The organism is Streptomyces sp. NPDC091416 (assembly GCF_044756845.1).
Taxonomy (GTDB): Bacteria; Actinomycetota; Actinomycetes; order Streptomycetales; family Streptomycetaceae; genus Streptomyces.
The window spans coordinates 381,621-408,038 of the sequence record NZ_JBIVTU010000003.1; the positions used below are offsets into that span (position 1 = coordinate 381,621).

Below are 26,418 nucleotides of genomic sequence, written 5' to 3' on the forward strand. Positions count from 1 at the left end.
GGTCAGTCCTCCGTCCGGAAACACGTGGTGCTGCCGTCGGCCAGCCGGACCGTCAGTCCGTCGGCGTCCAGCCGTACGTCGCTCACCGCGGGCCCGGCCGATGCCGCCTGGTACACCGAGGCGAAGGTGACCCGGTCGGTGTCGGCGGTGAAGTCGACCCGGGTCCGTGTGCGTTGCGGATCGTCCGCCGGGCCGGGACCCGGCCGGGTCACCGGGCGCACCGGCGCATCCGCCCGGTGCGTGTGCCAGCCGTGCAGCGTCTCGTCGCCGTACCAGGTGGTGCGCGTCGCGCCCGCCGCCTGCACCTGTACGTCCAGGGCGGTGCCCGGGCGGAGCTGGGCGGTGATGCGGCGGGACCTGTCCGCCGTCACGGTCAGCAGGTCCACCAGGCAGCCGTCGCCCGCCACGACGCGCCGGACCGCGCGCACACCCTCGTACGCCGTGGTCACCTCCGCCGTGACGGAGCGGTCGTCCGAGGCGAGCAGCGCTCCCGTGCACTCCGCCTGTTCGAGGCCGTCCACGAGGAAGGCGGGATGCGCCTCGGTCGACGCGTACAGGTCACGGAACTCGGCGTGCGCGTAGGGCACCTGGCCCGGATCGGGCTGCCACGGCGTGGTGTCGCCGTAGAGATAGAGCGACAGTTTGTCCCGGTGGCCGTGCGAACCGCCGTGCGGGCCGAAGTCCAGCAGCGCGTGAATGCCCGCCACGCGCAGCACCGCATAGCCGGCGGCGCCGAACAGCGTGAGCGCGCCGGGTGCCGGGCGCTCCGGCAGCGGTGGTCCCGCGAACCATCCGCCGAGCTCCCGGTCCAGCCCGTCGTCGCCGGAACCCAGCTCGGCACGGGCCCGGCCGGCGACCGCCTCCAGCGCGCCCGAGGGGACCAGCTGCTGAGCCAGCGCCACCAGTTCCAGCCACTCAAGGGCCAGCGGGTCACGCAGGTACGGCCCGTCGTGCAGCGCGGGAAGGATCCCGCCCGGCGTGGCGATAGCCGCCAGCACATCCGTCATCCCCGCCAGCACATCCACCACATCGGCCGGGACCGCAGCGGGATCGGTGCCCCGCAGGGCCAGCAGCGCCGCCCGCAGGACGAACCCGTGGTAATAGGTGCTGCCCTCCCACTCCCATCCGTCCTCGGCGACCGCGACCCGCAGATGCGCGTACAGCCCGCTGTCGCCCTCCAGCCACTCCTTGCCGCCGTCCCATTCCTGCCCGCGCACCGCCGCGGCGGCGCGCCCGGCGGCCACACCCGCGGCATTGAGCCACGCGGTGTAGTTGGAAGCGAGCTGTCCCTTGCCGATCAGCACGGAGCGGGCGTCGAGCGCCGCCCGCTCCAGGGAGTCCAGCAGCGGCAGGGCCCGGAACAGGTCGTCCGTGCCGCGCTCGGCGAGCGTCACGACGGTGTGGCCGATGTTCACCGCCCAGATCGCGTCGGTCAGCGCCTGGTGGAAGAGCCGGCCGCGCAGCATCCAGCCCTGGGCCTCACCGTGCCGCGCGGTGGCCAGCTCCTCGTACAGCGCGGTGTACTCGACGAGCCGCGCCACCGCCTCCTCGCGCTCGCCGCGATGGGCGAGCACCCGCAGATGACGCGCCCACGCCTGGTGCGACAGCACCAGCCAGGCGCCGCGCACCGCGTCGTTGTCCACCCGGCAGCCGTACGGACACCGCGCACCGCCTTCCGGGAACACGCCGGCGAGCACATCGCCGTGGTCCAGTTCCACCCCGTGCGCCGGGCAGACGTACGCGTGCCACCAGCCGCCGCGCTCCCGCGCGATCCGCCTCAACGCGGCCATACGCCACCGTCGATGTCCACCGTGGTCGCGGTGAGGAAGCCGGACGAGGGCGAGGCCAGGTGGACGACGGCCGAGGCGACGTCCTCCGGCGTGCCGGCCCGGCCCACCGGGATGCCCGCCTCCATCGCCTGCTGCGCCGCCGGCGCGGTGAACGTGTCATGGAAGGCGGTGCCCTTGATGAAGCCGGGAGCGACGGTGTTGACCGTGATGCCGCTGCCGCCGAGCTCCTTGGCCAGGCCCTTGGTGAAGCCGCGGATCCCGGCCTTGGCGGCCGCGTAGGCGACCGAGCCCGGACCGCCGCCGTTGTGTGCGGCCAGCGACGACATCGTGATGACGCGCCCGGCGGACGACTCCTTCAGATGCGGCAGCGCCGCCCGTACCGTACGGAACGTCGAGGTCAGATTGGTGTCGATGACCCGGTCGAAGTGGTCGTCGGACATGTCCGCGATCGTCGCCCGGCCGATCAGATGGCCGGCGTTGCAGACCAGGACGTCCAGCCCGCCGAGGAATCCGGTGGCCTCCTCGACCAGGCGGTCCACCTCGGCCGTCACCGTCGCGTCGGCCTGGAACGCCTTGGCCCTGCGGCCGAGCGCCTCGATCGCGGAGACCGTCTTCGCGGCCTCGTCCGCGGAGGAGTGGTAGTGGACGGCGACGTCGGCGCCGGCCTCGGCCAGGGCGACGGCGATGGCGCGGCCGATGCCGTGGCCCGCTCCGGTCACCAGCGCGCGGGAACCTTGGAGATCAGCAGACATGGGGGGTAACCCTTTCGATAACCGGCCCTTGAGGACCGGGACCGGTCACTTGAGACCGGCGGTGGCGAAGCCCTGCACGAAGTAGCGCTGGCCGATGAGGAAGAGCACGACCATGGGCAGGGTGGCGAGCGTGGTGCCCGCCATCAGGAAGTGCCACTGGGGGCCGTTCTCCGTCTTGAAGACCGAGAGCCCCACCTGGATGACCCGCAGACTGTCCGTCCGGGTCACCAGCAGCGGCCACAGGAAGTTGTTCCAGGACGACTCGAAGGTCAGCAGTGCCACCGTGATGAGCGCGGGCTTGACCTGCGGCGTCATGATCCGGGCGTAGATCCGGAACTCGCCCAGACCGTCCAGCCGGGCCGCCTCCTCCAGCTCCACCGGAAGATCCAGGTAGAACTGCCGGAAGAGGAAGACCGCGAACGGGGTGACCGCGCCGGGCACGATGAGCGCCCACCAGGTGTCGAGCCAGCCACTGCCGCCCTGACCGAAGAGGTCGTTCCCGCCGGCCAGCGGCATGAAGCGGACGATCAGGAACTCGGGCAGCACCTTGGTGTACGTCGGGATCATCAGGGCCGCGATGAAGAGGTAGAAGATGACCTCGCTGCCCCGGAACCTGATCCGGGCCAGCGCGTACCCCGCCATCGAGGCGATCACCAGGTTGAGCACGGTGTGGCTGGTCGCGATGATGAAGCTGTTGCGGGCGTACGTGGCGAAGGGAGCGGCCTTCAGCGCCTCGCCGTAGTTGCTGAAGTCCCAGTGTTCCGGCAGCAGTCCGGCGTCCTGGGACGCGATCTCCACCGGGGTCTTGAGTGAGGTCAGCACCATCCAGACGAACGGCACCACCATCAGCAGGGAGATCACGGACAGCGTCACGTAGAGCGCGATCCGGCCGACGGTGAGCGGCTTCTGCCGCGCCACGGGGCGGGACGTGTGCCCGACCCCTGGCTTGCGCAGCTCAGTTGTGGCCACGGGTACCTCCCATGATCCGCCGGTTGACCAGGGTGAAGCCCATCAGCAGGACGAACAGCACCAGGGACTGGGCGCAGGCGTAGCCGACGCGGAACTCCCGGAAGGCGGACTTGTAGATCTCATACGTCATCATCGTGGTGCTGTTGGCCGGGCCGCCCTCGGTGAGGATGTAGATCTGGTCGAACGACTGGAACGCGCTGATCATCGAGGTGATGAGCACGAAGAACGTCGCGGGCTTCAGCAGGGGCAGCGTGATCGAGAAGAACTGCCGGGCCTTGGAGGCTCCGTCCACCGACGCCGCTTCGTACAGCTCCTTCGGCAGGGACTGGAGCGCGGCCAGGTAGATGAGCATCTTCATGCCGATGCCCTGCCAGACCCCGACCAGGATCACCGAGGGCAGTGCCCAGCCGGTCGACGAGAGCCAGGCCGGTCCGTCGATCCCGACGAACGAGAGCAGGGCGTTGAACAGGCCGTTGCCAGGGTTGTAGATCCAGAGCCAGACCAGGGCGATCGCCACCGTGGCGGTGACCTGAGGCAGGAAGATCGCGGTGCGGAAGATGCCGCGCGCCTTCAGACCGGTGTGCAGGGCGAGTGCCAGCAGCAGTCCCAGCATCATGCCGAACGGGACGGTGAAGAAGGTGTAGATGACGGTGTTGACGATGGACTTGCGGAAGACCGCGTCGTCCATCATCTCCTTGAAGTTGTCCAGCCCCACGAACTGCGGCGGCGTCAGCACGTCGTACTTCGTGAAGGCGAGGACGACCGAGGCGACGACCGGCAGGCCGATCCAGAGGGCGGCGTGCAGCAGGGCGGGGGCCACCATCAGCATGCCGGCCCGTTGCCTGCGACGCCCGGGACCCGTCGGGGCCCTGCGGGCCCGCTGCTTGGCGGGCCGCGCGTTATCGGGCGGGGAAGGCGGCCGCGCGGGCCGTGCCTTCAGTACGGATACAGCTCCCACAGTGGCGCCTCACATCCGGCCGATGGCGGCCTCGGCGAGACGGCCGAGCTCCGCGATGGCGTCCTTCGCGGACTGACCGCCCACGATCGCCGGCTCCAGCGTCGGCTTGATCTTCTCGCGGATCTCCATCCAGGCCGCGGTGCCGCCCTCGGAGCAGGCCGCGCTCATGTTCTGGAGGGAGAGATCGACGAACTTGTTCTCCTTCACGTACCCGGACTCGTTGAGATCCTTGAGCCCCGGTACGGAACCGCGCTGCTTCGCGGCGCCCAGGATCGCGTCGGGGGTCGCGAGGTACTCGACCAGGGCACGCGCCGCCGCAGGGTGCTTGGAGCTCGCCGACTGGGTGACGAGCGTGCCGCCCTGGAGCATCGCCGGCTTGCGGTTGGCCAGCACGAACGCGCCGAGCGTGTCGTCCTTCCGCAGCTCCGGGTTCTGCTCACGGACCTGCTCCCACAGGGCGCTCGTCGTCATCATCATCGACGCCTTGCCGGTCTGGACGTTCGACGGCGCACCGGCAGCCGTCTTCTTCGTGTAGTCGGCGGACCCGTCCGCGGACAGGTCCTTGAAGAACTGCAGCGCCTCGACGCCGCGACTGTCGGTGAACAGCACCTTCTTGCCGTCCGCGCTGAACAGCTGACCGCCGTTGGCGAACAGGAAGGTCTCCCAGCACTGCCGCAGATCGATGGAGAACGGGTCGAAACCGTGCCGGCCGCTCTTCGTCAGCGCCTTGGCCACAGCCCGCAGTTCCGCCCAGTTGGCCGGGGTCTTCTTGATGCCGGCCTCGGCGAAGTGGTCCTTGCGGTACACGACGATGCGGGTGTCCAGGACCACCGGCAGCGCGTACAGCTTGCCGTCGTAGCGCGACGGCTCCAGCACCCGCTTCTCGTAGTCGTGCGCGGTGGCGAACTCCTCCGGCAGCTCGGCGATCGCCTTCTTGGCGGCGAACGGCGGGATCCAGCCGACCCCCATCATCAGCACGTCGGGCAGCAGCCCGCCGGCCATACCCGTGGTGATCTTCTCGTTGAGCTGCGCATACGTGGTGTAGTCCACATTCACCTTGACGTCCGGGTACTTCTTCCGGAAGCCGCCGATGATCTCCTTCTCCAACAGCGTCTTGCCGTTGGCACCTTCGAAGATCGGGGTGAGCAGCGTGATCTCGCCCTCGGCGGGACCGTCGGCGGAGCCGGCCGCGGTGGAGCCGGTGCCGCAGCCGGAGAGTGCGGCCGCAGCCGTGCCTGCGCCGATGGCGGCGAGCAGCGACCGTCGTTTGAGTTCCATTGGGCACCCCTTTTGAGGTGGAGGCAGTGGATCGATCCAGCGATGGCAACCCGGCCATGGCTGGGAAGCGCTGGTAAATCGATGCACTGAGACTAGGAACGCCCTGAGAGGCTCGTCAACAGCTGATGCACAACAATTTTCAGGGAAGTTAACGGGTGTACCGGTGAAGAGAGTTCAGTAAATCGGTACACTAGTGTGGCTGAACACGTTCCGAACCGGAGGTGGCATGAGCGGGGTAACGATCCATCAGGTCGCGGAGGCTGCGGGGGTATCCGCGAGCACCGTGTCGAACGTCCTCAACGGACGTACGGACCGTATGCAGGCAGCGACCCTGGCCCGCGTCGAGCAGGTGATAGAGCAGCTCAGCTACCGGCCCAACCGTGCGGCCCGCATGCTGCGCACCGGCCGGATCAAGGTCATCGGCCTGATCGTGCCGTCCGTCGCCAACCCGTTCTGGGGGGCCCTCGCCCGGGAGCTGGAGGCCATCGCGCTGGCCGAGGGCTATCACGTACTGCTCTGCAACAGCGAGCGCGATCCGGCCCGTGAGCTCAAGTACGGCGAGGAGCTGCTGGCCGACGGGGTGAGCGGAGTGGTGCTCTGCTCCTCGCTGCCCTCGCTCGACCATGTGGCGCCGCTGCTGGGGCGCGGGCTGAAGATGGTCGCCTTCGACCGCACCGCCCAGGCGGGCGATCCGCCGTCACTGGCCTCCATCAGCGTCGACAACGCGATGGGCGCCGAGCTCGCCACCCGTCATCTGCTGGAACTGGGCCACCGCCGGCTGGCGTTCGTCTCCGGCTCGGTCAACAGTGTCAACCGCCGCGAGCGGCTGCGCGGTTTCCGCGCAGCCCTGGAGTCGGCGGGTCTCGACCCGGCCGACGCGATCGTGTGGCCCGGCGCCGACACCGCCGAGTTCGGCGACAAGGACGCGGCGGAACTGGGACGCAAGGCCGCCCGCGAACTCCTCTGCGGCCCGCGTCCGCCCACCGCTTTCGTCGCCATCAACGACATGTGCGCCATCGGGATCTGCCGGGGCGCGAAGGACGCAGGCCGCAGCGCGGGACAGGACATCTCCGTGGTCGGGTTCGACGACATCCTGCTCGCCGACCTCTTCGAACCGCCGCTGACCACGGTCCGCCAGCCGCTGCCGGAGATGGCGGCCGAGACGTTCCAGCAGCTGCGCTCCCGTATCGACTCGGCGCCGGTCGCAGGACGCTCGCTCCTGATCAGGCCGCGACTGGTGGTCCGGGAGTCGACGGCGCCCGCACCCGTCGACGTGGTGGCGCCGGCCGGGGCCCGCGCGCTGCGGTGAGTCACCGGCCCGCGCTGCTCCGAACCCTGGACGGACGACGCGTGGGCACCGTCCGGGAGACGATGTCCACGCGCCGGTGACCGACGGAATGCGGGGCGCCGCCGCGGCCCCGCCCGTACGGGGTCAGGAAGCGGCGCAGGCGCCGATGACGGGCGCCGACGTGTTCCCGTTCGTCATGACGGTGAACCCGAAGGACGTGGAGGCGCCGGCGGCGAGACTGCCGTTGCCGTTGGGCTTCATCGTCATCACGTTGCCGCTGCCGTCCCAGGACGGGGTGCCGTTCCAGGTGGTGACGACCTTCTGAGGCGACGTCACGGTGACCGTTGCGGTCCACGTGCTGATCGCCGCGCTGCCGGCCGTGATGGTGACCTGCCCGTTGAAGCGGTCGCCCCAGGTGTTGGTCCTGGTGTACGTGGCCGTGCAGGCGCCGCCGGTGCCGCCGTCACCGCCGCCGCCGGTGCCGCCCAGGGCCGCGAGCACGGCGTCGTAGGCCGGCTTCTTGCCGTAGTTGTCGTCGAACAGCAGCGGGGTGCCGCTGCTGCGCCACGAGTACTTGTCAGGGATGCCCCATACCGTGATGCCGTTGCAGCGTGTCACGGCCAGACAGGCGTTCACGACCTTCGTGTAGCTCGCCGCCTGCGCCGATCCCGAGCCCTCGATGTCCAGTTCGGTGACCTGCACGTCGACGCCGAGGTCGGCGAATCGCTGCAGATTGGCCTGGTAGTCCGAGGGGACGGGGGAGTTGCTGTTGAAGTGGGACTGGAAGCCGACGCAGTCGATCGGCACACCGCGCTGTTTGAAGTCCTTCACCATGGCGTAGACCGCGTTGCTCTTCGCGTTCTGACCGTCGGTGTTGTAGTCGTTGTAACAGAGTTTGGCCCCGGAGTCGGCCGCCCGGGCGGTGCGGAACGCCTCCTCGATGAAGCCGTTGCCGAGCTTGTCCTGGAAGGGCGAGCTGCGCCTGGCGCCGCTGCTGCCGTCCTGGAAGGCCTCGTTGACGACGTCCCAGGCGTAGATCTTGCCCTTGTAGTGCGCCATCACCTGGTTGATGTGGTTGTTCATCGCCGAACGCAGATCGGTGGCCCCGAGCCCGCCGACCCAGCCGGGCAGTTGGGAGTGCCACACCAGCGTGTGGCCGCGCAGCTTCATGCCCTTGCCCTGGGCGTGGCTGACGATCTGGTCCGCGGCGCCGAAGCTGAAGCTGTTGCGTGAGGGCTCGACGGCATCCCACTTCATCTCGTTCTCCGGGGTCACCATGGTGAACTCGGTGTCCAGGGTGGAGGCGTACGCGGACTCGCCGAGGTGGCCGGCGGCCACGGCGGTGCCGAAGTAACGGCCCTTGGCGGCTGCGGACGCCCCGAGCGTCGTCGCGGCCTCGGCGGTACCCGCGAGCGAGAGGATCCCGGCCGCGGCGAGCAGGCCCGCAGTGGCGAGCACGGCTGCCCTTCGTACGCGTGAGCGACGTCGCGGACGTGTGGCCTCGCCGCCGTGCGATGAATTGACGATCACTTCCAACACCTTCTTCCGATCGCCGGGCCGGCCGCAGCGGACCGCCCGGACGGGGGTGGACTGTGCGCAGAGCGGTTCGTCCGCCACGGGCACGTACCGGTCAAGGGCGGTGCCGTGGCGAGAAGTTGATTGGTGATGCGGGGAGCGAGGGAGAGTATGCGCGCGCCCGGACAGCTCGTCAACGCTGCATTTCCGAAATATTTCGATGATGTAAAGCGATACTCGGACGCCCTTGGTGTTTGTGACCTGCTGAAACGTGGTCTCATTGCAGCTTCGAGGCCTGCAGGATGGGGCGCATGCGCACATTCGCCTCCGAGGGTTACGAAAGGATTCCGACTGTTCGACGAGATGTGTGTCTCGTGCGTGTCGCGCCGAGGAGATTCTGATTCGGTCGTGGCTTGCGTGAGCTGGGATTTCCGCGCTCGAAGCGGGGAATCGGATGGCGGGTGGATCGAAGGTGGCGAGACGTCGGAGCGAAATATTTCGACTCCTGAAAGAATTTTGAGATCTGCGTGCCGAATCCCATGAGCCCGGCATGATCCGGACGGTCTGTCCGGCACCACCTTCCCGCGCCGATTCGCCGGTCACGCCGCGCCCGGTGAACCGGGCGTCCGCGCCCCGGCGATCAGTGCGGTGCGACGCGCGGGTCCCTCGGCATGTGCGACAGCGGACACCCAGGACCTTCGGGTTCCCGGGCGTCGGATGCGGGCGTGCGCCGGGCGGCGGGGCCGGGATCGGATGGTCATCGTCCTCCCTGCTCACGTGCGTGAACCGCCACGTACGATCTCCACCGCGCCGGCACGGTGCGGCGTCCTGCCTCCGGAGCGACCGGTGACAGGAACAGGGAGGGGAATCGACGATGCGACTTCACGGCATCCGACGACGTGGTGTCCGGCTCGCACTCGCGGGAGTGCTGGCGGGGGTGCTGCTGCCGGTGACGGCGGCACAGGCCGGGGCGGCGACGCCTCGTACGTACACCGTGTGGCAGTGGAACGTGGCGGGGGACACCATCCACGAGGGCTCCACGACCGACGGTCTGATCGATCAGGCTGCCGCTTCGATGGTCAACCGTGCGGCGGACTTCGCCGCGTTCAACGAGCTCTGCCAGGGGCAGTACAACGCCCTCGTGAACGCGCTGCGTACCAAGGGATGGCCCACGGATCAGCAGAACTTCGCCCGCTTCGAACCGAGCCGACAGGCCGGCAACGCCTCGGTGTGCAAGGGCGAGGCGTTCGGCAACGCACTGTTCAGCAAGCGTCCGCTGGGCGCGGCGGACCGGGTCGAGCTGCCGGACGACGGCACGGCCGAGAAGCGCAACCTGCTGTGCGCGCCGTTGGCCGACGGCACCGCGACCCGGTTCTGTACGACGCACATCACCACGCAGCAGTCCTTCAACGTGGCCCAGTTGGAGGCGGTGCGCCAGAAGCTGGAGGCCTATCACGCCGCCGGTCAGACGGTCCTGATCGCGGGCGACTTCAACGCCCAGCCGAACTACGGCCGGTTGAACTCGTTCTACGCCCCGAGCCTCGATGTGCCGAACAACGGCAACAACACCGGCGCGTACCGGGAGCTCGACGACAACGACACGGGCAACTGCCTCGGCTACGGGGAGTGGACCGCCGAGGGCACCCCCGGCACCGCACCTCCGTGCGGGGGCAAGGCGAAGATCGACCTCATCTTCGTCCGCGAGAGCTCGCTGGCCGGGTCGTACAGCGGGGACTCGCTCGCGATCTCGACGGCCTGCACGGGCGTCGCAGCCTGCTCGGACCACCGGATCGTCATCGGTACGGTGACCGTCGGCTAGGTGTACTGACCCGAGAGGCTGGGGGACACGGCCGGCGGGCGGTAGCCCCTTCGGGCGGTGTGCCTCCGGTGATGGTCGTAGCTGTGCAGCCATCACCGGAACGCGTCGCGGCGTTCCTGCTCGCTGAGGCAGGGCTTGGCATAGGCCCATTCGTCGAGGAGGGTGCGGTTGAAGCGTTCGGCCTTCCCGTTGCTCTGTGGGCGGTAGGGGCGAGTGCGTTTGTGGGTGATTCCTGCGTCGGCCAGGGTGTTGGACGGGATGCGTGAGCGGTAGCAAGAGCCGTTGGCGGTCAGGACGCGCCGGACAGTGATTCCGGCCTGGGCGAAGTATTTCTGCGCCCGGGTCCGGAATCCGGCGACGGTCTCCTTCTTCTCGTCGGCGAGGATCTCGCTGTGGGCCAGGCGGGAATGATTATCGACAGCGTTGTGCAGGTAGCTGTAGCCCCCGCCGATCCGGTTTCTTGCGACCGGCCTGACGGCCCAGGACCTGATGGCCGCCGCCGTTGGGTATGTTGCCGAGCTTCTTGGTGTCGACATGTACCAAGTCGCCTGGTGCAGCGCGCTCGTAGGCGGGACTTGGAAACGCTCAGCCGCGCGGCGGAGTGGCCAGTGGTCGTCGACCACGCACCGCGCCGGGCGCAGGCGGCCGGTTTCGGTCAGGGGTGCGTTGCGGTGGGCCATTGCGATCTTTCTGGCTCGGAGAACGACGATGGCCGGGGGCACGAGTGGTGTCTCGTGCCCCCGGCCATCAGAGGGCGCCCGATCTGGTCCCCGACTGGAGGGATGGCGTGAAGTCCGGAGCGACCGGTGGCGCAGTGCGAGAGGAGCGAGGGCGCGCCGAGGAGGTGGTTCGGCGGGCCCTCGCGGTCCTCAGGCCGGGTCGACGGGCAGAGCCGAGTACGGGTGGACTTCGATCCGCAGGGGCGGCTCGGCGAGGAGGCCGATGATCTCGTCGCGCAGCTCGTCGGCGAGGGGGCTGTTTTCGTAGGCGTCCTTGGCCTCTTGGCTGCGGAACACCTCCATGTTCCACAGCACGTCGGGGTCGGCGTCCTCGCGGGCCATGATGAATCGGTCGGAAGACCCCGACTTCTCCATTCCTTCGGTGGCCAGCGCGAACAGTTTGTCGCCGAGTCCGGGCTTGGCACGCATCTTGATGAGGTAGGCGGGCTGGTCCTGCAGTGCCATATCTGTCTCCTTCTGTGCCGCGGCGCGGTATCTGGTGCGAGCCGCCCCTCCATTTTTCTGGAATGCCGTTCCACAACGCGTGTGGAACAACGTTCCAATCATGTCGAAATGGAGTGTGACACCACCGATGCGCAAGAAGCCCGAGCGACGCACCAGCCCCCTCTCTCGCGGGCAGATCGTCAATGCCGCTGTGGACCTGTTGGACACGGCAGGCGAAAGCGGATTGACCTTCCGGGCGCTGAGCGAGCGCCTGGCCACCGGCCCCGGCGCGATCTACCGGCGCGTGGCCGGAAAAGACGGACTCCTGGCCGCGGCCGCAGACCATGTCGTCAGCATCGCGCCGGCCACAGGGAGGGCCGGGCCGCCGGGAGCGATACACGATGTCGCCCCCGGCCTCCGAAGCGATCGAAAGACACCCTTGGCTCGCGCCCCAGATCGCCGTCCAGCTCTCCAGCAACCCCACCGGCTGCCTGCGGCTTCACGAGCCGACGGGCAGGGGCCGGGCCTGACTGCGGCATCCGTTCGGCGCGGCCCAACTCATCGACAGGTGGGCGACATCGTCGCTATCTCCACGGTGTCAGTCGCCCCGGCCTGTCACCAACCTCCATGGATGGAACAGTCAGGGCCCTGCGTTCGGGTCGTGCCGGGCTCGCGGGGTCCGAACCCAGGCCCCCAGGGGACTGGCGAAGTTCTGGTTTCCGGCCCTGCTGCGCGAGCAGCGGGGCCGGACTCGGCGGTGGCGGTGGGCGGGCCGGCGAGAGTGCGGGGTCGTGTGCGGCCGGCTCGGACGGTCGAACAGCCCTGGATCTCCCTCGGACCGCCACCGCCGGACCCACTTGTGGGCGGTGGCCCGCGAGATCCCCGTTTCTGCCGCCACGTGCGCGACCGGACGGCCCGCAAGGACATGTTGGATCAGCAGCCGCCTGCCAGGAACAGTCAGCCGGACCTTGCCGTGGGACACGAAGACCTCTGTGTCAACAACGTCCGTGACAATGCACCTAGTTCAGCTCGGTCGGCTGCTGGGCGGCCTCGCGTGCGCCGGTGCTGACCAGCCCTGTCTCGTAGGCGGCGATGACGGCCTGGACACGGTCGCGGAGTCCGAGCTTGGCGAGGATGCGGGCCACGTGTGTCTTGACCGTCGCCTCGGCGAGATGGAGGCGGGCGGCGAGTTCGGCGTTGCTCAGTCCTTGGGCCAGCAGGCCGAGGACCTCCAGTTCGCGCGGGGTGAGCGAGGCGAGGTCACGGTGCAGGGCGGCGGTCTCGCCGCCGCGCCGGGCGAACCGCTGCACCAGGCGGCGGGTGATGGACGGTGCGAGCAGGGCGTCGCCGGTACGGACCGTGCGGACGGCGGCGGTCAGGTACTCGGGGGTGACGTCCTTGAGGAGGAACCCGCTGGCCCCGGCGGACAGTGCCGCGTAGACGTACCGGTCCAGGTCGAACGTGGTCAGGATGATGACGCGGGGTTCGCCGGGTGCGCCGGTGAGGATGCGGCGGGTGGCCTCCAGGCCGTCCGTCTCAGGCATCCGGACGTCCATCAGGACCACGTCGGGACGGGTGCGGCGGGCCGCTTCGACGGCTTCGGCTCCGTTGGTGGCCTCGGCGACGACCTCGATCCCGTCGGCGCCGAGGATCAGCCGGAATCCCGTGCGTACCAGGGTCTGGTCGTCGGCGAGGAGCACCCGCAGCGGCTCCGTCATGGTGTCTCCAAGGGGATCAGGGCCTCCACACGGTAGCCGCCGGTGTGGTGCCGCCCGGTGTGCAGGGTGCCGTCGTAGACGGCGAGGCGTTCGCGCAGACCGATCAGGCCGCGGCCGTTCCCGGCCGCCGCACCCACCCCCGGGCGTCCGCCGGTGTCGGTCACTTCCACCCGGATCCGGTCCGGGCCGTACTCGACGGTCACGGCGGCGGTGGCGCCGGAGGCGTGCTTCACCGTGTTGGTCAGGGCTTCCTGGACCACGCGGTAGGCGGCGAGTTCGATGCCGGTCGGCAGCCGGCGGGGCGGCCCCGTCATGGTCAGAGCGACCGTCAGGCCGGTGTCCCGTACCCGTCCGACCAGCGAATCGAGTTGGTCCAGGCCGGGCTGCGGGGCCAGTTCCGCAGCCGTGACGGCCAGGTAGCCGCCTTCGTCCGCCGCCTCGTCCGCGTCGGTCATGGTGAGCAGCCCCATGACGTGGCGCAGTTCGGTCATGGCCGCGCGCCCGCCCGCCTCGACGGCGAGCAGTGCCTCGCCGGCCTGCTCGGGGGACGTTTTCATGATCGTGCGGGCGGCACCCGCCTGGATGATCATCACGCTGACGTTGTGCGTGACGACGTCGTGCAGTTCGCGCGCGATCCTGGCCCGCTCGTGCTCGACGGCCCGGCGCAGTGCCTCGGCCTGTTCGCGTTCCAGCGTGGTGAGCCGGGTCCGGCCCTCGTCGGTCCGGAGTTTCCAGGTACGCAGGCCGACTGCGGCCACGGCCATCGGTACCAGGATCAGCAGGGCGATGTACTCGTTGGGGACGATCGGCGTCACCGAGTTGCCCGCGGTGCCGACCAGGAGGACCGATACCGGCAGCGCCGCCAGGGTCGCCACCCGGTAAGGGCTGTACACGGCGGCGCTGTAGACGGCGATGACGAACGCGTAGAATGTCAGCCGCAGGACGCTCTGCGGTGTGGCGAGCGTCGCGGCCGTCACGACGCACAGCACGGCGAGCGGGTAGCGGCGGCGCAGGGCCAGGGCGCTCGATGCGATGAAGGCGAGGGCCACCATGAAGACCAGACCGCCGGTGCCGGACGGGCGCACCATGACGTGCTCCACGCCGGGCGCGATCTCGCGCACCACGATGTTGCCTGCGTTGTCGACGCCGTAGTACACCGTGATGACGGCCAGTGCCAGCGCCACCAGGGCGTCGAACTGCCGGGCGCGGCGGGTGGGCCGCAGCGGTGGACCGCTCGGCCGCCCGGCGTCAAGGGCTCCCCGGCGGGCGGCTTCCCGCAGCTGCTCCAGCGTCGTACGCACATCCCTCACCGGTTCATTGTCGCCGCCGCCCGGCCTCGTGGAGTCCGTCCCGATGGCCATTTACTCCGCACCGGATACACCACCCGCCTACATCGCAGGGATGACGTCTGCGCGCCTCCTCCGAGCGCGGTATCGCAAGGGGTCCGGGTGGGCGATGCGGCCGGGACGGGGCGGCTCCTAGCGTTCGGGCAGCCAACTGCCCGAACGCTAGGAGCCACTTATGACCACACCGCTGATCGAGCTGCGCGGGGTGAGCCGCCGGTACGACGACGGCCCGCCGGCTGTGCACGAGGCGTCGTTGACCGTGCAGCCCGGCGAGGCCGTCGCGATCCTCGGCCCCTCGGGCAGCGGCAAGTCCACGCTGCTCAACCTGATCGCGGGCCTGGACCGGCCCGATACGGGGACCGTCACCGTGGACGGGGTGCGGGTGGACCGGCTGGGGGAGGCCGGATCGGCGCTCTACCGGCGGTCAAGGGTCGGCATGATCTTCCAGTTCTTCAACCTGCTCGACGATCTGACCGTCATCGACAACGTCATCCTCCCGGCACGGCTCTCCGGCGTGGCACGTGGCGAGGCCGGCCGCCGGGCGGCGGAACTCCTGGAAACCCTGGGCATCGGCCGGCACGCCCGCGCCTACCCGGGTCGGCTGTCCGGCGGTGAGCGGCAGCGTGTCGCGGTGGCCCGGGCGTTGATGAACCGGCCGGCGCTGCTCCTGGCCGACGAGCCGACCGGCGCCCTGGACACGGCCGCCGGACAGGACGTCAGCACCCTGCTCAGCGACCTCAACGGCGAGGGCCGGACCATCGTGGTGGTCACGCACGACCTGGCACTGGCCCGGTCCTGCACGGACCGAACGGTCCGGATCGCCGATGGCCGGATCACCGAGGACAGCCGGTCCCGGGCCGTCGCTCAGCAGACCGCCGACTCGCCGACCGATGCGTCGCGGACCGCTGATACCCCGGCTGCTGATTCCCGGACCGCTGATTCCCGGACCGATGATTCCCGGACCTCTGATTCCCGGGCCGTCCGATGAGTGCGCTCGGCAAGGTGGTGCGCTCCGGTGTGGGACGGCGGCGGGTGCAGACGCTGGTGATCGGGCTCGCCACGATGATGGCGGTGGCCGCCTCCGTCCTGGGCGGATCGCTGCTCGTGATCTCCGGCGCACCCTTCGACGACGCGTTCGCCAAGCAGAACGGGGCGCATCTGTCCATGCAGTTCGACGCGGGAAAGGTGAGTGCCGGAGACCTGTCGAAGTCCCGGAACGCCGATGGGGTGAGCAGCGCGGCCGGGCCGTTCCGCACGGCGACGGTCATCCCCCGGTCGGAGGGCGCCGGCCCCGGGTGGCCGATGACCGTGGTCGGGCGGGGCGATCCGGGCCATGACGTGGACGCGGTGACGCTCCTCGACGGGCGATGGCCCGCACGCCCCGGCGAGATCACGCTGTCCTCGGACTCCTCGCTCTTCCCGGCCATGGGCATGAAGCTCACGTTCCCCGGTCTGCCCGGCGGTCCGGTCCTGACGGTGGTCGGTGTGGCCCGCTCGGTCACGCGGACCGCTGACGCCTGGGTGGTTCCGTCGCAGATGACGCCGCTCACCGCGCCCGGCACCGGTGGATACCAGATGCTCTTCCGCTTCACCGGGGCGGCCACCACCGCGCAGGTCGCCGCGGGCGGCAGGTCCGTGACGCGGTCACTGCCGCGGGGCGCGTCCGTCGGCGAACAGTCATGGCTGACGGTCAGGAAATCCGCCGAGCGCGACACCGCCCTCTACGTTCCGTTCCTGATCGCGTTCGGTGGTCTGGGCCTGGTCATGTCGGTGCTCATCGTCGGCAACGTCGTCGCGTCGGCCGTGGGTACGGCAACGCGGCGCATCGGCGTCCTCAAGGCAGTCGGCTTCACCCCGCACCAGGTCGTGCGGGCCTACGCCGGCCAGGCGCTGATCCCGGCCGCTGCCGGCACGGCCCTCGGCCTCGTCGCCGGCCACCTGCTCGCCGTCCCCGTGCTGGCCGAGACCGAAGAGCTCTACGGCACCTCGTCGACGGCCATCGCACCCTGGGTCGATCTGGCGGTGGTCCCCGCGGTGCTCGGCCTGGTGGCCGCGACCGCATGGGCGAGTGCCTGGCGGGCGGGCAGGCTGCGTACGGTCGATGCGCTCGCCGTCGGGCGTACCGCATCGGCGGGCCGCGGCCGGTGGGCGGCACGTGTGGCCGGCCGGCTGCCGCTGGCGCCATCTGTCGCTCTGGGCCTGACCCGGCCCTTCGCGCGGCCCGCCCGCGCCCTGGCCATGGGCGCGGCGATCCTGTTCGGCACCGTCGCCGTCACATTCACCGTGGGGATGGGTGCTTCGCTCGGCCAGGTGATGGAGGCCAAGGCCCACGACGTCGCTGATGCCGTCGTGCCCCCGCCCCCGCCGGACTTCGGCCCCCGCGGTCCCGGGAGCGCCGGGCCGGAGAAGCAGCCCAAGGCGGATCCCACCGCGGTCGCCGCGGCCATCAAGTCCGCCGCCGGAACCGGGAACCACTACAGCGCCGCGACGGTACGGGCGACCGTGTCCGGCCTGTCCGGCACCATCGACGTGGTCGCCTTCACCGGCGACGCCTCCTGGGGCGGCTACACGATGGTCTCGGGCCGCTGGATCGACCGGCCCGGTGAGGCAGCGGTCCCGACCCCCTTCCTGGCCGCCACCGGCGCCCGCGTCGGGGACACTCTCACCCTTGACGGCCTGGACGAGCCGGTCACGGTCCGGATCGTCGGAGAGGTGCTCGATCCACGCAACGACGGCATGCAGGTCTTCACCGATGCCTCGTCCCTCACGGCCGCACATCCCGATCTGACGGAAACGAGCCATCACATCGCGGTCACGCCCGGTACCGATGTGGCCGCCTACGTCGAGGCGCTGAACAGGAATCTGGTACCGCTGGGGGCCACCGCCCGGGCCGGCGGGCTCGACGCGGGCGGTGACATGGTCCTCACGCTCAACGCGCTGTCCGCGATCCTCACGCTGATGCTCGTCGCCGTCGCCGCGCTCGGCGTGCTCAACGGCGTACTCCTCGACACCCGCGAGCGCGTCCGGGAACTGGGTGTCCACAAGGCGCTCGGCATGACGCCCCGGCAGACCGTCACCATGGTTCTCGCCTCGGTCGCCGTGACCGGCCTGCTCGCCGGGGCACTGGGCGTTCCGCTCGGCGTGGCCCTGCACGGCTGGATCCTCCCCGCCATGGGCGACAGCGTGGGACTCCGACTTCCCGATTCCGTCCTCGCCGTCTACCACGGGGCTCAGTTGCTCCCGCTCGCGCTCGGGGGCCTGCTCATCGCCGCCCTGGGCGCACTCCTGCCGGCCGGCTGGGCCGCCAGGTCCCGGACGGCCACGGCCCTGCGGACCGAGTAGGAGGCCGGGTCCCGAGGCCGTGCCCTCCGTCGCCGGCGAGTGCCGGGTGCGGAGGGCACGGCAGGGGGCGCCATACGGCATCGGGCGAGGAGGCGAACCGGTCTCCGCCGCATACCGCACGGAGAAGGCGCTCCATCGATGTGCTGAGCGCCAACCGGGCCGGCTACGCCTCCCCGCCCTCCCGGTCGGCCGCGCAGTTGGCGCGGTCGATCTCGGCCATGTGCTCCTCCGCCCAGGTCCGCAGCCCCGCAAGCACGGCCTCCAGGGTCAGTCCGAGCCCGGTGAGGCGGTAGAAGACCCGCGGCGGCACGGTCGGTTCGACCCGGCGCGACACCAGACCGTCGCGGGTCAGGCTTCGCAGCGTCACGGACAGCATCTTCTGCGAGACACCGGGCATCCGGCGTCTCAGCTCCGCGAAGCGCACTTCGTCCGGTGCGGCATCGGCCAGCGACTTGACGGCCATGGACGTCCATTTCGTGCCCAGACGGTCCAGCAACTGCCGTGTCGGGCACTGGGGATCGAAGAGATCGCCGTGTTCCCCACGACGGGCGGCCCGGGGCCCCGGAGAGGTCACCTCTGGCTCACCACCTTCCCTGCAAGTGCCCTCTGGGCAACGGTGGGACAGTTACCTATCGTTCTGTGGTCACCAATAGTAACCACCACAGAGGATCTGCCATGCCCGTCATCACCGCACACCACCTGCGCCGCGTCACGACGAACGGCGTCCGGCTCAACGTCGCGATCGCCGGGGACGGGCCCGCGGTCCTCCTGCTGCACGGCTTTCCGCACACCTGGCAACTGTGGAGCGGCGTCATGGAGCGACTGGCCGGGCGGTACCGGGTCATCGCCCCCGACCTGCGGGGCCTGGGTGCCAGCGAACGTGCCGTCGACGGATACGACGCGGGTACCCTCGCCGCCGACGCCGAAGGGCTGCTCGACACACTCGGCGAGACCTCGGCAGCCGTGGTCGGCATCGATGCGGGCGCCGCCCCCGCCGTGATGCTCGCGCTGCGCCGGCCCGGCCTCGTCCGGCGCCTGGTCGTGATGGAGGCACTGCTCGGCGGCCTGCCCGGAGCGGAGAACGCGCTCGCGGGCGGCGCCCCGTGGTGGTTCGGCTTCCACGACGTCCCCGGACTCGCCGAGACCGTCCTGGCGGGCAACGAAGCCCCGTACATCGAATGGTTCCTCGACACGGGCACGCTCGGGCGGGGCGTGCCCGACGAGATTCGGGCGGCCTTCGTCCACGCGTACACCGGGAGCGAGGCCCTGCGGTGCGCGTTCTCCTATTACCGAGCCCTGCCCACCAGCGCGCGGCAGTTCCGGGAGGCCGTCGCGACAGCCCGGCTGACCATGCCCACGATGGCCGTCGGCGCTCACCCCGTCGGCACCGCGCTCGAACACCAGCTCCGTCCCATCGCCGACGACCTGGTCGGGCACCGTCTCCGGGACTGCGGCCACATCGTCCCCCTCGACCGCCCTCACGACCTGCTCGCGCTCCTTGCCCCCTTCCTCTCCGCCGGTCTGCCCGAGTGACCGGAACGGAGCCGAAGGGCCGGGGTCTGCGGTGCGGGGGACCGTCCCGGCGGTGCGGTGTCCGGGGCAGCCGGCCGTGGTGGCCCGGCCGCCCCGGCCCTTCAGCGGTCGGCAGCGGTCAGTTCGCGGAAGCGGCCCAGCCGTTCGCCTCGATGCGCCGGCCGTCGGACGGCCGGCTCTCGTCGAAGACCGTACGTCCGCCGTCCTCGACCTTGATGGCGTCCACGTACACCCCGCGGCCGACGTACAGCTGATCCGTGGCGTACCGCCAGCGCAGCCGCAGCTCCGCGCCGCCCCACTGCGCGAGATCCGCCTCCAGCCGGTGCCAGACCCGGCCCGACCAGCCGGACACCGAGCCCGTCGGATGCGGCTCGGGCTGCTGCCGCCCCTCCGGCGACGCCGGACCGGTGGTGAACGGGACCGGCTGCCAGGTGGTCCCGTCGTCCGTGGAGGCTTCCAGGAAGAGGAAGTCGGAAGCGGGCTCGGTGTCCCACCACAGCGCGCAGCTCAGCCGGGCCTGCGACGCCTTCAGGGTGAGCGCCGGGAGAGCCAGGGTGGCCGACGAGGCGCTCGCCAGGCCGGAGAACCATGCCGTACGGCCCCGGGCGGGCCGGACCGCGACCGCCCGGGCCATCTGGTTGGCGGTGGCCACACGCGGCGCGCTGCCGGAGCGCCAGCTGCGTACCGGATGGACCGAGTTGCCCAGCACGATCAGGAACGAGTCCGTGCTCGGGTCGAGCACCAGGCTGGTGCCCGTGAAACCGGTGTGGCCCGCCGTGCGCGGGGTCGCCATCGCGCCCATGTACCAGTGCTGGTAGAGCTCGAAGCCGAGGCCGTGCGCGTCACCGGGGAACGCGGTGTTGAAGTCCGTGAACAGCAGGTCGACCGAGGCCGCGGAAAGGATCCTCGCGCGGCCGTAGACCCCGCCGTTGAGCAGGGTACGGGCGAGGATCGCCAGGTCCCAGGCGCAGGAGAACACTCCGGCGTGGCCCGCGACACCGTCCAGGCTGTACGCGTTCTCGTCGTGCACCTCGCCCCAGACCAGTCCGCGCTCCAGTCCCGACCAGGGCAGCCGGGCGTCCTCGGTCGCGGCGATCCTGGGCTTCCAGGAGGCGGGCGGGTTGTACCGAGTGCGGTGCATCCCGAGCGGAGCGGTGATCTGCTCGCGGAGCAGCACATCCTCGGTCAGTCCGGTGATCTTCTCCAGTACCAGCTGGAGCGAGATCAGGTTGAGGTCGGAGTAGAGGTACGCCGTGCCGGGCGGGTTCGCCGGTACCTCGTTCCAGATCAGCTGGAGCTTTCCTTCGCGGGTGGGTGCCTTGTAGAGCGGGATCCAGGCGCGGAAACCCGAGGTGTGCGTGAGCAGCTGACGGATGGTGACGTCCTGCTTGCCGCCGCCGGCGAAGTCGGGGAGGTAGGAGGCGACCGTCGCCTCCAGCTCCAGCCTGCCGCGTTCGATCTGCTGCACGGCCAGGATCGACGTGAACAGCTTCGACACCGACGCCAGGTCGAAGACGGTGTCCTCGGCCATGGCGATCTGCTGGTCGGCCGGGAACTCCACACCGGTGTCGGTCTTCTCGTCGTACGCCGCATAGCGCACCGCCTTGCCTATCGGCCGGTGCAGTGCCACCGTTCCGCCCCGCCCCGCGAGCAGGACGGCGCCTGCGTACCAGGGGTGCTTGGGGGAGTCGGCGAGGTATCTCTCCGCCTCGGTGACGAGTAGGTCGAGCGGTTCCTGGAGCAGTCCCGCACGGGCGGCGGACCCGCGCCGCAGCGTCGGCCTGCTCCGACCCGACGGCGTCCCTGCCGCAGTTCCTCTGCTCATGTCCGACGACCCCGCCCCCGACTCCGTGGCAGACGCCGCCGTCGCGAACGGGATGGGCGCCAGGGCGAGTGCGCCGCCCAGGGCCAGCATCCCACTGCCCAGCCTCCGTCGGCTGATGCCCTCGCCCGCCGTGTCCTCGGTCATCCGGAACCCCTTCCGCACGCTGTGAAAGTAATTTTCGAAATCTCTTCCGAGTCTGAAACTTCCTGCCGAAGCAGAGAGTACTGTCGCCGCCCGCCGTCCCGTAGGCCCCGGGATCACAAAGAATCTGACACTGCATCAGAAAATCTCTTCCCTCGTCTGTCGGACTGCGGCATCCTGCCGCCCATGGAGACGGAGCTGAGTCAAAAACTGGGGATCGAGCACGCCATCTTCGGCTTCACGCCGTTCCCGGCGGTGGCCGCGGCCATCACCCGGGCCGGTGGATTCGGCGTACTCGGCGCGGTCCGCTACACCGCCCCCGACGACCTCGCACGCGACCTCGACTGGATGCAGGACCACACCGACGGCAAGCCCTACGGTCTCGACGTCGTCATGCCCGCGAAGAAGGTGGAGGGCGTGAGCGAGGCCGATGTGGAGGCGATGATCCCGCCGGGCCACCGGCAGTTCGTCCAGGAGACCCTCGCCAAGCACGGTGTCCCCGAACTCGCCGAGGGTGAGGCATCGGGCTGGCGCATCACGGGCTGGATGGAGGAAGTCGCCCGCAACCAGCTGGATGTGGCGTTCGACTACCCCATCAGGCTTCTCGCCAACGCGCTGGGCTCACCGCCCGCCGACGTCGTCGCCCGCGCCCACGAGCAGGACGTCCTCGTCGCCGCGCTCGCCGGAAGCGCCCGGCACGCCCGCCACCACGCGGACGCGGGCATCGACATCGTCGTCGCGCAGGGATACGAGGCGGGCGGCCATACCGGCGAGATCGCCTCCATGGTCCTCGTCCCGGACGTGGTCGACGCCGTGGGACCGCTCCCGGTCCTCGCCGCGGGAGGCATCGGCAGCGGTGAACAGATCGCCGCGGGGCTCGCCCTGGGCGCCCAGGGCGTCTGGCTTGGCTCGCTCTGGCTCACCACGGAGGAGGCCGACATGCACTCCCGGGCCCTGACCGCCAAGCTCCTGGCCGCGGGCTCCGGCGACACCGTGCGCTCGCGCGCCCTCACCGGCAAACCCGCGCGCCAGCTCCGCACCGAATGGACCGACGCCTGGGACGACCCGTCCGGTCCCGGCACCCTGCCCATGCCGCTGCAGGGACTCCTGGTCGCCGAGGCCGTCTCCCGTATCCAGAAGTACGAGACGGGAGCCCTGCTCGGCACACCCGTCGGCCAGATCGTCGGCCGGATGAACACCGAACGCAGCGTGCAGGCCGTCTTCGACGACCTGACCAGCGGCTTCGAACGAGCCATCGACCGGATCAACCGCATCGCCGGACGGAGCGCCTCATGAACCAGCCGCCCAACGGCTTCTGGGCCCAGGCCGCCGCCGACCCCGACCGCACGGTCCTGATCGCGCCCGACGGCGGGACGTGGACGGCGGGGCGGCTGCACGCCGAGGCCAATCGCATGGTCCACGGACTGCGCGCCGCCGGACTCGAGGAGGGCGACGCCTTCGCGGTCGTCCTGCCCAACGGCGTCGAGTTCCTCACCGCGTACCTCGCCGCCTCGCAGGCCGGCTTCTACCTCGTCCCCGTCAACCACCATCTCGTCGGACCGGAGATCGCCTGGATCGTCTCCGACTCCGGCGCCAAGGTGCTCATCGCCCACGAACGCTTCGCCGAGGCCGCGACCGCCGCCGCCGACGAGGCGAAACTGCCCGCGAGCCACCGCTACGGCGTGGGTGCGGTCGACGGCTTCCGCCCGTATGCCGAACTGCTGGAGAACCGGCCGGTGTCGCCCCCGGAGGGCCGCACGCTGGGCTGGGTCATGAACTACACCTCCGGTACCACCGGCCGGCCGCGCGGCATCCGCCGCCCGCTGCCCGGCAAGCTTCCCGAGGAGAGTTACCTCGGCGGCTTCCTCGGCATCTTCGGCATCAAGCCGTTCGACGGCAACGTCCACCTGGTCTGCTCGCCGCTCTACCACACCGCCGTACTCCAGTTCGCGGGCGCCGCCCTGCACATCGGCCACCCGCTCGTCCTGATGGACAAGTGGTCGCCCGAGGAGATGCTGCGGGCGATGGACGCCCACCGCTGCACCCACACCCACATGGTCCCCACCCAGTTCCACCGCCTGCTCGCCCTCCCCGAGGAGGTCAGGCAGCGCTACGACGTCTCGGCGATGCGCCACGCCATCCACGGCGCCGCCCCCTGCCCCGACCACGTCAAACGGGCCATGATCGAATGGTGGGGCCGGTGCGTCGAGGAGTACTACGCGGCCAGCGAGGGAGGCGGCGCCTTCGCCACCGCCGACGACTGGCTGAAGAAGCCGGGCACCGTCGGCCGGGCCTGGCCGATCAGCGAACTCGCGGTCTTCGACGACGACGGGAACCGGCTCGGCCCGGGCGAGCTGGGCACCGTCTACATGAAGATGAGCACCGGCGGCTTCAGCTACCACAAGGACGAGGGCAAGACGAGGAAGAACCGCATCGGAGACTTCTTCACCGTCGGCGACCTCGGCGTCCTGGACGAGGACGGCTATCTCTTCCTCCGCGACCGGAAGATCGACATGATCATCTCCGGTGGGGTGAACATCTACCCCGCGGAGATCGAGAGCGCCCTGCTCAGCCACCCCGCGGTCGCCGACGCCGCCGTCTTCGGCATCCCGCACGCCGACTGGGGCGAGGAGGTCAGAGCCGTCGTCGAAGCCGCCGAGGGACACGAGGCGGGCGACGAGCTCGCCGCCGAGATCCTCGGCCACTGCGACGGGCTGCTCGCCGGCTACAAACGTCCCAAGACCCTCGGCTTCATCACGACGATGCCCCGCGACCCCAACGGCAAGCTGTACAAACGACGGCTGCGCGAGCCGTACTGGGAGGGGCACAGCTGACGGCCCGGTGCGCGACAGGGAGTGGCACGGGCGGCGGCAGGCCGCAGAGCCCGCTCCGGGCGAACCTCCCGCGGCGCGGGCACCGGCCCGCTTCGGCCGTGGTGGTGGGTGCGTCCCGGGCGTAGTTGGTCGCGCTGGCTGTCGGAGCCGTGGCGCGCCAACCCGCCGCGCGGGCACCGGCCCGTTTCGGCCGTGGCGGTGGCCAGCGCGACCGGGCGTACCGGGTCGCGTTGACCGTCGGAGTCCTGGCGCGCCGTCCTGCCGCGCGGGCACCGGCCCGTTTCGGCCGTGGTGGTGGGCGCGTCACCGGGCGTACCGGGTCGCGCCGGCCGTCGGAGCCCCGGCGCGCCACCCTGCCCCGAGGCGGTGTACGCCCGCCGGCTTCGCCCCCTGAGTTGCCCCGTCGCGCCACCCTGCCCCGCCTCGGCGTCGGCCTGCCGGTCTTCGCGCCCCTGGTCCTCCTCGCCATCAGCCCTGACCGCAGCGGCGGGCAGGCGCCACGGCGGCGGCGGGATCCAGGCCCTTGACCTCGCGGCCCCCGCCGCACAGGATCACGCCATGACCGGTGTACGCAGCAGCACAGTCGACGGCGTCGTGACCCGCAGCGCACGGCGCACCCCCGAGCGGACCGCCCTGCGGTACGCCGACCGGGCCTGGACCTACCGCGGGCTCGACGAGGCGGTCGGCACCGCGGCCGCCGTCCTCATGGACGGCCGCGGACTGCGCCCGGGGGACCGGGTCGCCTCGTACGCCCACAACTCCGACGCGTACCTGATCGCGTACCTCGCCTGCGCACGGGCCGGACTCGTCCATGTGCCGGTCAACCAGAACCTGACCGGTGAGGACCTCGCGTACATCCTGAGCCAGTCCGGCAGCTCCCTGGTGCTCACCGACCCGGACCTCGCCGGGCGCGTCCCGCCGGGTTATGCCGTGCGGCCGCTGCGCGACGCCCCCGGCTCGCTCCTGGCCGAGACCGACAACCCGCGCCCCTTCACCTCCGCGCACGAACCGGCCGCGGACGACCTCGTCCAGCTGCTGTACACCTCCGGCACGACCGCCCTGCCCAAGGGCGCGATGATGACGCACGGCGCCCTCGTCCACGAGTACGTCAGCGCCGTCACCGCCCTCGATCTGCGCGCCGCCGACCGCCCGGTGCACGCCCTGCCGCTCTATCACTCCGCGCAGATGCACGTGTTCCTGCTGCCCTACCTCGCGGTCGGCGCCGAGAACACCGTCCTCGACGCGCCGGACGCGGGCCGGATCTTCGACCTCGTCGAATCGGGGCAGGCCGACAGCCTCTTCGCCCCGCCGACCGTCTGGATCGGTCTCGCCAACCACCCGGACTTCGCCGTCCGCGACCTCGGAGGTCTGCGCAAGGCGTACTACGGGGCGTCGATCATGCCCGTCCCGGTGCTGGAACGCCTGCGCGCCCGCCTGCCGGACCTCGCCTTCTACAACTGCTTCGGCCAGAGCGAGATCGGCCCGCTCGCCACGGTCCTGGGACCGGACGAGCACGAGGGCCGGATGGACTCCTGCGGCCGGCCCGTCCTGTTCGTCGAGGCGAAGGTCGTCGACGAGAACGGCAAGGACGTCCCCGACGGCACCGCGGGCGAGGTGGTCTACCGTTCGCCCCAGCTCTGCAGCGGCTACTGGGACAAGCCGCAGGAGAGCGCCGAGGCGTTCCGCGACGGCTGGTTCCACTCGGGCGACCTCGCCGTCCGTGACGCGGAGGGCTACTTCACCGTCGTCGACCGGGTGAAGGACGTCATCAACTCCGGCGGCGTCCTCGTCGCGTCCCGCCAGGTCGAGGACGCGCTCTACACCCACCCCGCCGTCGCCGAGGCGGCCGTCGTCGGACTGCCCGACGAGCGCTGGATCGAAGCCGTCACCGCCGTCGTCGTGCTGCGCGGGGAGGCGACCGAGGCCGAACTGATCGACCACGCCCGGGAGAAGCTCGCCCACTTCAAGGCCCCGAAACGGATCGTGTTCGTGGACGGACTCCCGCGCAACGCCAGCGGAAAGATCCTCAAGCGGGAGCTCCGCGACCGCTTCGCCTGAGCGAGCGGGGCCCGGGACCCGCCGCGGACGACGGCTGCCCGAGAAGGGGAAGCCGCCGATGGCGTACCCGCTCCCCGGGACAGCCGTGC

At 70.5% G+C, this 26,418-nt stretch carries 19 protein-coding genes and 3 pseudogenes; 9 read left to right on the forward strand and 13 right to left on the reverse strand.

Annotation, left to right across the window (positions count from 1 at the left end; all coding sequences use genetic code 11):
- Nucleotides 1-2: 2 nt before the first annotated feature.
- From ACIQMX_RS12255 to ACIQMX_RS12275, 5 genes are all read right to left on the reverse strand, one after another.
- The gene (locus ACIQMX_RS12255) at nt 3-1,790 is read right to left on the reverse strand and encodes a heparinase II/III family protein (protein WP_402477064.1); all 1,788 of its coding nucleotides are present in this window, start codon (nt 1,788-1,790) and stop codon (nt 3-5) included.
- On the reverse strand, nt 1,778-2,542 hold the full coding sequence (locus ACIQMX_RS12260; RefSeq protein WP_363069257.1) for an SDR family NAD(P)-dependent oxidoreductase: 765 nt from the start codon (nt 2,540-2,542) through the stop codon (nt 1,778-1,780). Before ACIQMX_RS12260 ends, ACIQMX_RS12255 begins: the two co-directional genes overlap by 13 nt.
- Before the next feature lie 45 nt (nt 2,543-2,587).
- The gene (locus tag ACIQMX_RS12265; RefSeq protein WP_363069259.1) at nt 2,588-3,511 is read right to left on the reverse strand and encodes a carbohydrate ABC transporter permease; all 924 of its coding nucleotides are present in this window, start codon (nt 3,509-3,511) and stop codon (nt 2,588-2,590) included.
- Entirely contained in the window at nt 3,498-4,340 is an 843-nt protein-coding gene (locus ACIQMX_RS12270; RefSeq protein WP_363069261.1) for a sugar ABC transporter permease, read from the reverse strand. The genes ACIQMX_RS12265 and ACIQMX_RS12270 overlap by 14 nt, the downstream gene beginning before the upstream one ends.
- A gap of 138 nt (nt 4,341-4,478) precedes the next feature.
- Complete coding sequence (locus ACIQMX_RS12275) at nt 4,479-5,747, reverse strand: ABC transporter substrate-binding protein (RefSeq protein ID WP_402477068.1); 1,269 nt, start codon at nt 5,745-5,747, stop codon at nt 4,479-4,481.
- 226 nt (nt 5,748-5,973) lie between these two features.
- Between ACIQMX_RS12275 and ACIQMX_RS12280 the strand changes: the two genes are divergently transcribed.
- Nucleotides 5,974-7,056: a LacI family DNA-binding transcriptional regulator gene (locus ACIQMX_RS12280; protein WP_363069265.1), complete on the forward strand. Its 1,083-nt coding sequence runs from the start codon at nt 5,974-5,976 to the stop codon at nt 7,054-7,056.
- 123 nt (nt 7,057-7,179) lie between these two features.
- On the opposite strand, the gene ACIQMX_RS12285 is transcribed toward ACIQMX_RS12280, so the two are convergent.
- Nucleotides 7,180-8,493, reverse strand: a complete 1,314-nt coding sequence (locus ACIQMX_RS12285) for an endo-1,4-beta-xylanase (RefSeq protein ID WP_402477070.1) — start codon at nt 8,491-8,493, stop codon at nt 7,180-7,182.
- Nucleotides 8,494-9,424: 931 nt separating this feature from the next.
- Here ACIQMX_RS12285 and ACIQMX_RS12290 point away from each other — a divergent pair.
- A complete protein-coding gene (locus ACIQMX_RS12290) occupies nt 9,425-10,369 on the forward strand; it encodes an endonuclease/exonuclease/phosphatase family protein (RefSeq protein ID WP_363069269.1) in 945 nt (314 codons plus the stop codon).
- Here ACIQMX_RS12290 and ACIQMX_RS12295 read toward each other — a convergent pair.
- Nucleotides 10,366-10,948, reverse strand: a pseudogene (locus tag ACIQMX_RS12295) (integrase core domain-containing protein); the annotation flags it as partial. The gene ACIQMX_RS12290 and the pseudogene ACIQMX_RS12295 overlap by 4 nt on opposite strands.
- 290 nt (nt 10,949-11,238) lie before the next feature.
- Entirely contained in the window at nt 11,239-11,553 is a 315-nt protein-coding gene (locus tag ACIQMX_RS12300; protein WP_402477072.1) for a putative quinol monooxygenase, read from the reverse strand.
- A gap of 127 nt (nt 11,554-11,680) precedes the next feature.
- Between ACIQMX_RS12300 and ACIQMX_RS12305 the strand changes: the two are divergent.
- Nucleotides 11,681-11,809, forward strand: a pseudogene (locus ACIQMX_RS12305) (TetR/AcrR family transcriptional regulator); the annotation flags it as partial.
- Nucleotides 11,810-12,280: 471 nt separating this feature from the next.
- On the opposite strand, the pseudogene ACIQMX_RS12310 reads toward ACIQMX_RS12305, so the two are convergent.
- The 3 genes and pseudogenes from ACIQMX_RS12310 to ACIQMX_RS12320 all read right to left on the reverse strand — a co-directional run.
- Nucleotides 12,281-12,514: pseudogene (locus tag ACIQMX_RS12310) on the reverse strand (leucine zipper domain-containing protein); the annotation flags it as partial.
- 37 nt (nt 12,515-12,551) lie between these two features.
- Nucleotides 12,552-13,250: a response regulator transcription factor gene (locus ACIQMX_RS12315; RefSeq protein WP_363069271.1), complete on the reverse strand. Its 699-nt coding sequence runs from the start codon at nt 13,248-13,250 to the stop codon at nt 12,552-12,554.
- The gene (locus tag ACIQMX_RS12320) at nt 13,247-14,611 is read right to left on the reverse strand and encodes a sensor histidine kinase (RefSeq protein ID WP_402477075.1); all 1,365 of its coding nucleotides are present in this window, start codon (nt 14,609-14,611) and stop codon (nt 13,247-13,249) included. The genes ACIQMX_RS12315 and ACIQMX_RS12320 overlap by 4 nt, the downstream gene beginning before the upstream one ends.
- A 160-nt stretch (nt 14,612-14,771) precedes the next feature.
- Here ACIQMX_RS12320 and ACIQMX_RS12325 point away from each other — a divergent pair, with 160 nt between their 5' ends.
- Nucleotides 14,772-15,584, forward strand: a complete 813-nt coding sequence (locus tag ACIQMX_RS12325) for an ABC transporter ATP-binding protein (RefSeq protein ID WP_402477078.1) — start codon at nt 14,772-14,774, stop codon at nt 15,582-15,584.
- Nucleotides 15,581-17,938, forward strand: a complete 2,358-nt coding sequence (locus ACIQMX_RS12330; protein WP_402477081.1) for an ABC transporter permease — start codon at nt 15,581-15,583, stop codon at nt 17,936-17,938. Before ACIQMX_RS12325 ends, ACIQMX_RS12330 begins: the two co-directional genes overlap by 4 nt.
- 163 nt (nt 17,939-18,101) lie before the next feature.
- Here the strand turns inward: ACIQMX_RS12330 and ACIQMX_RS12335 are convergent, their stop codons facing one another.
- Nucleotides 18,102-18,512 carry a helix-turn-helix domain-containing protein gene (locus ACIQMX_RS12335; protein ID WP_363069279.1) on the reverse strand — a complete coding sequence of 137 codons (411 nt, stop codon included), beginning with the start codon at nt 18,510-18,512 and terminating at the stop codon, nt 18,102-18,104.
- Between the two features lie 101 nt (nt 18,513-18,613).
- On the opposite strand from ACIQMX_RS12335, the gene ACIQMX_RS12340 reads away from it, so the two are divergent.
- On the forward strand, nt 18,614-19,471 hold the full coding sequence (locus ACIQMX_RS12340) for an alpha/beta fold hydrolase (protein WP_402477085.1): 858 nt from the start codon (nt 18,614-18,616) through the stop codon (nt 19,469-19,471).
- 118 nt (nt 19,472-19,589) lie between these two features.
- Here the strand turns inward: ACIQMX_RS12340 and ACIQMX_RS12345 are convergent, their stop codons facing one another.
- Nucleotides 19,590-21,440 (reverse strand): serine hydrolase, encoded by a 1,851-nt coding sequence (locus ACIQMX_RS12345; RefSeq protein ID WP_363069283.1) that lies wholly within the window; start codon nt 21,438-21,440, stop codon nt 19,590-19,592.
- 183 nt (nt 21,441-21,623) lie between these two features.
- On the opposite strand from ACIQMX_RS12345, the gene ACIQMX_RS12350 reads away from it, so the two are divergent.
- The 3 genes from ACIQMX_RS12350 to ACIQMX_RS12360 all read left to right on the forward strand — a co-directional run bounded on the left by ACIQMX_RS12350 (nt 21,624) and on the right by ACIQMX_RS12360 (nt 26,329).
- A complete protein-coding gene (locus ACIQMX_RS12350) occupies nt 21,624-22,733 on the forward strand; it encodes an NAD(P)H-dependent flavin oxidoreductase (RefSeq protein ID WP_402477088.1) in 1,110 nt (369 codons plus the stop codon).
- Entirely contained in the window at nt 22,730-24,271 is a 1,542-nt protein-coding gene (locus ACIQMX_RS12355) for an acyl-CoA synthetase (RefSeq protein WP_402477091.1), read from the forward strand. The genes ACIQMX_RS12350 and ACIQMX_RS12355 overlap by 4 nt, the downstream gene beginning before the upstream one ends.
- A 558-nt stretch (nt 24,272-24,829) precedes the next feature.
- On the forward strand, nt 24,830-26,329 hold the full coding sequence (locus ACIQMX_RS12360; protein ID WP_402477094.1) for an acyl-CoA synthetase: 1,500 nt from the start codon (nt 24,830-24,832) through the stop codon (nt 26,327-26,329).
- Nucleotides 26,330-26,418: the final 89 nt, after the last annotated feature.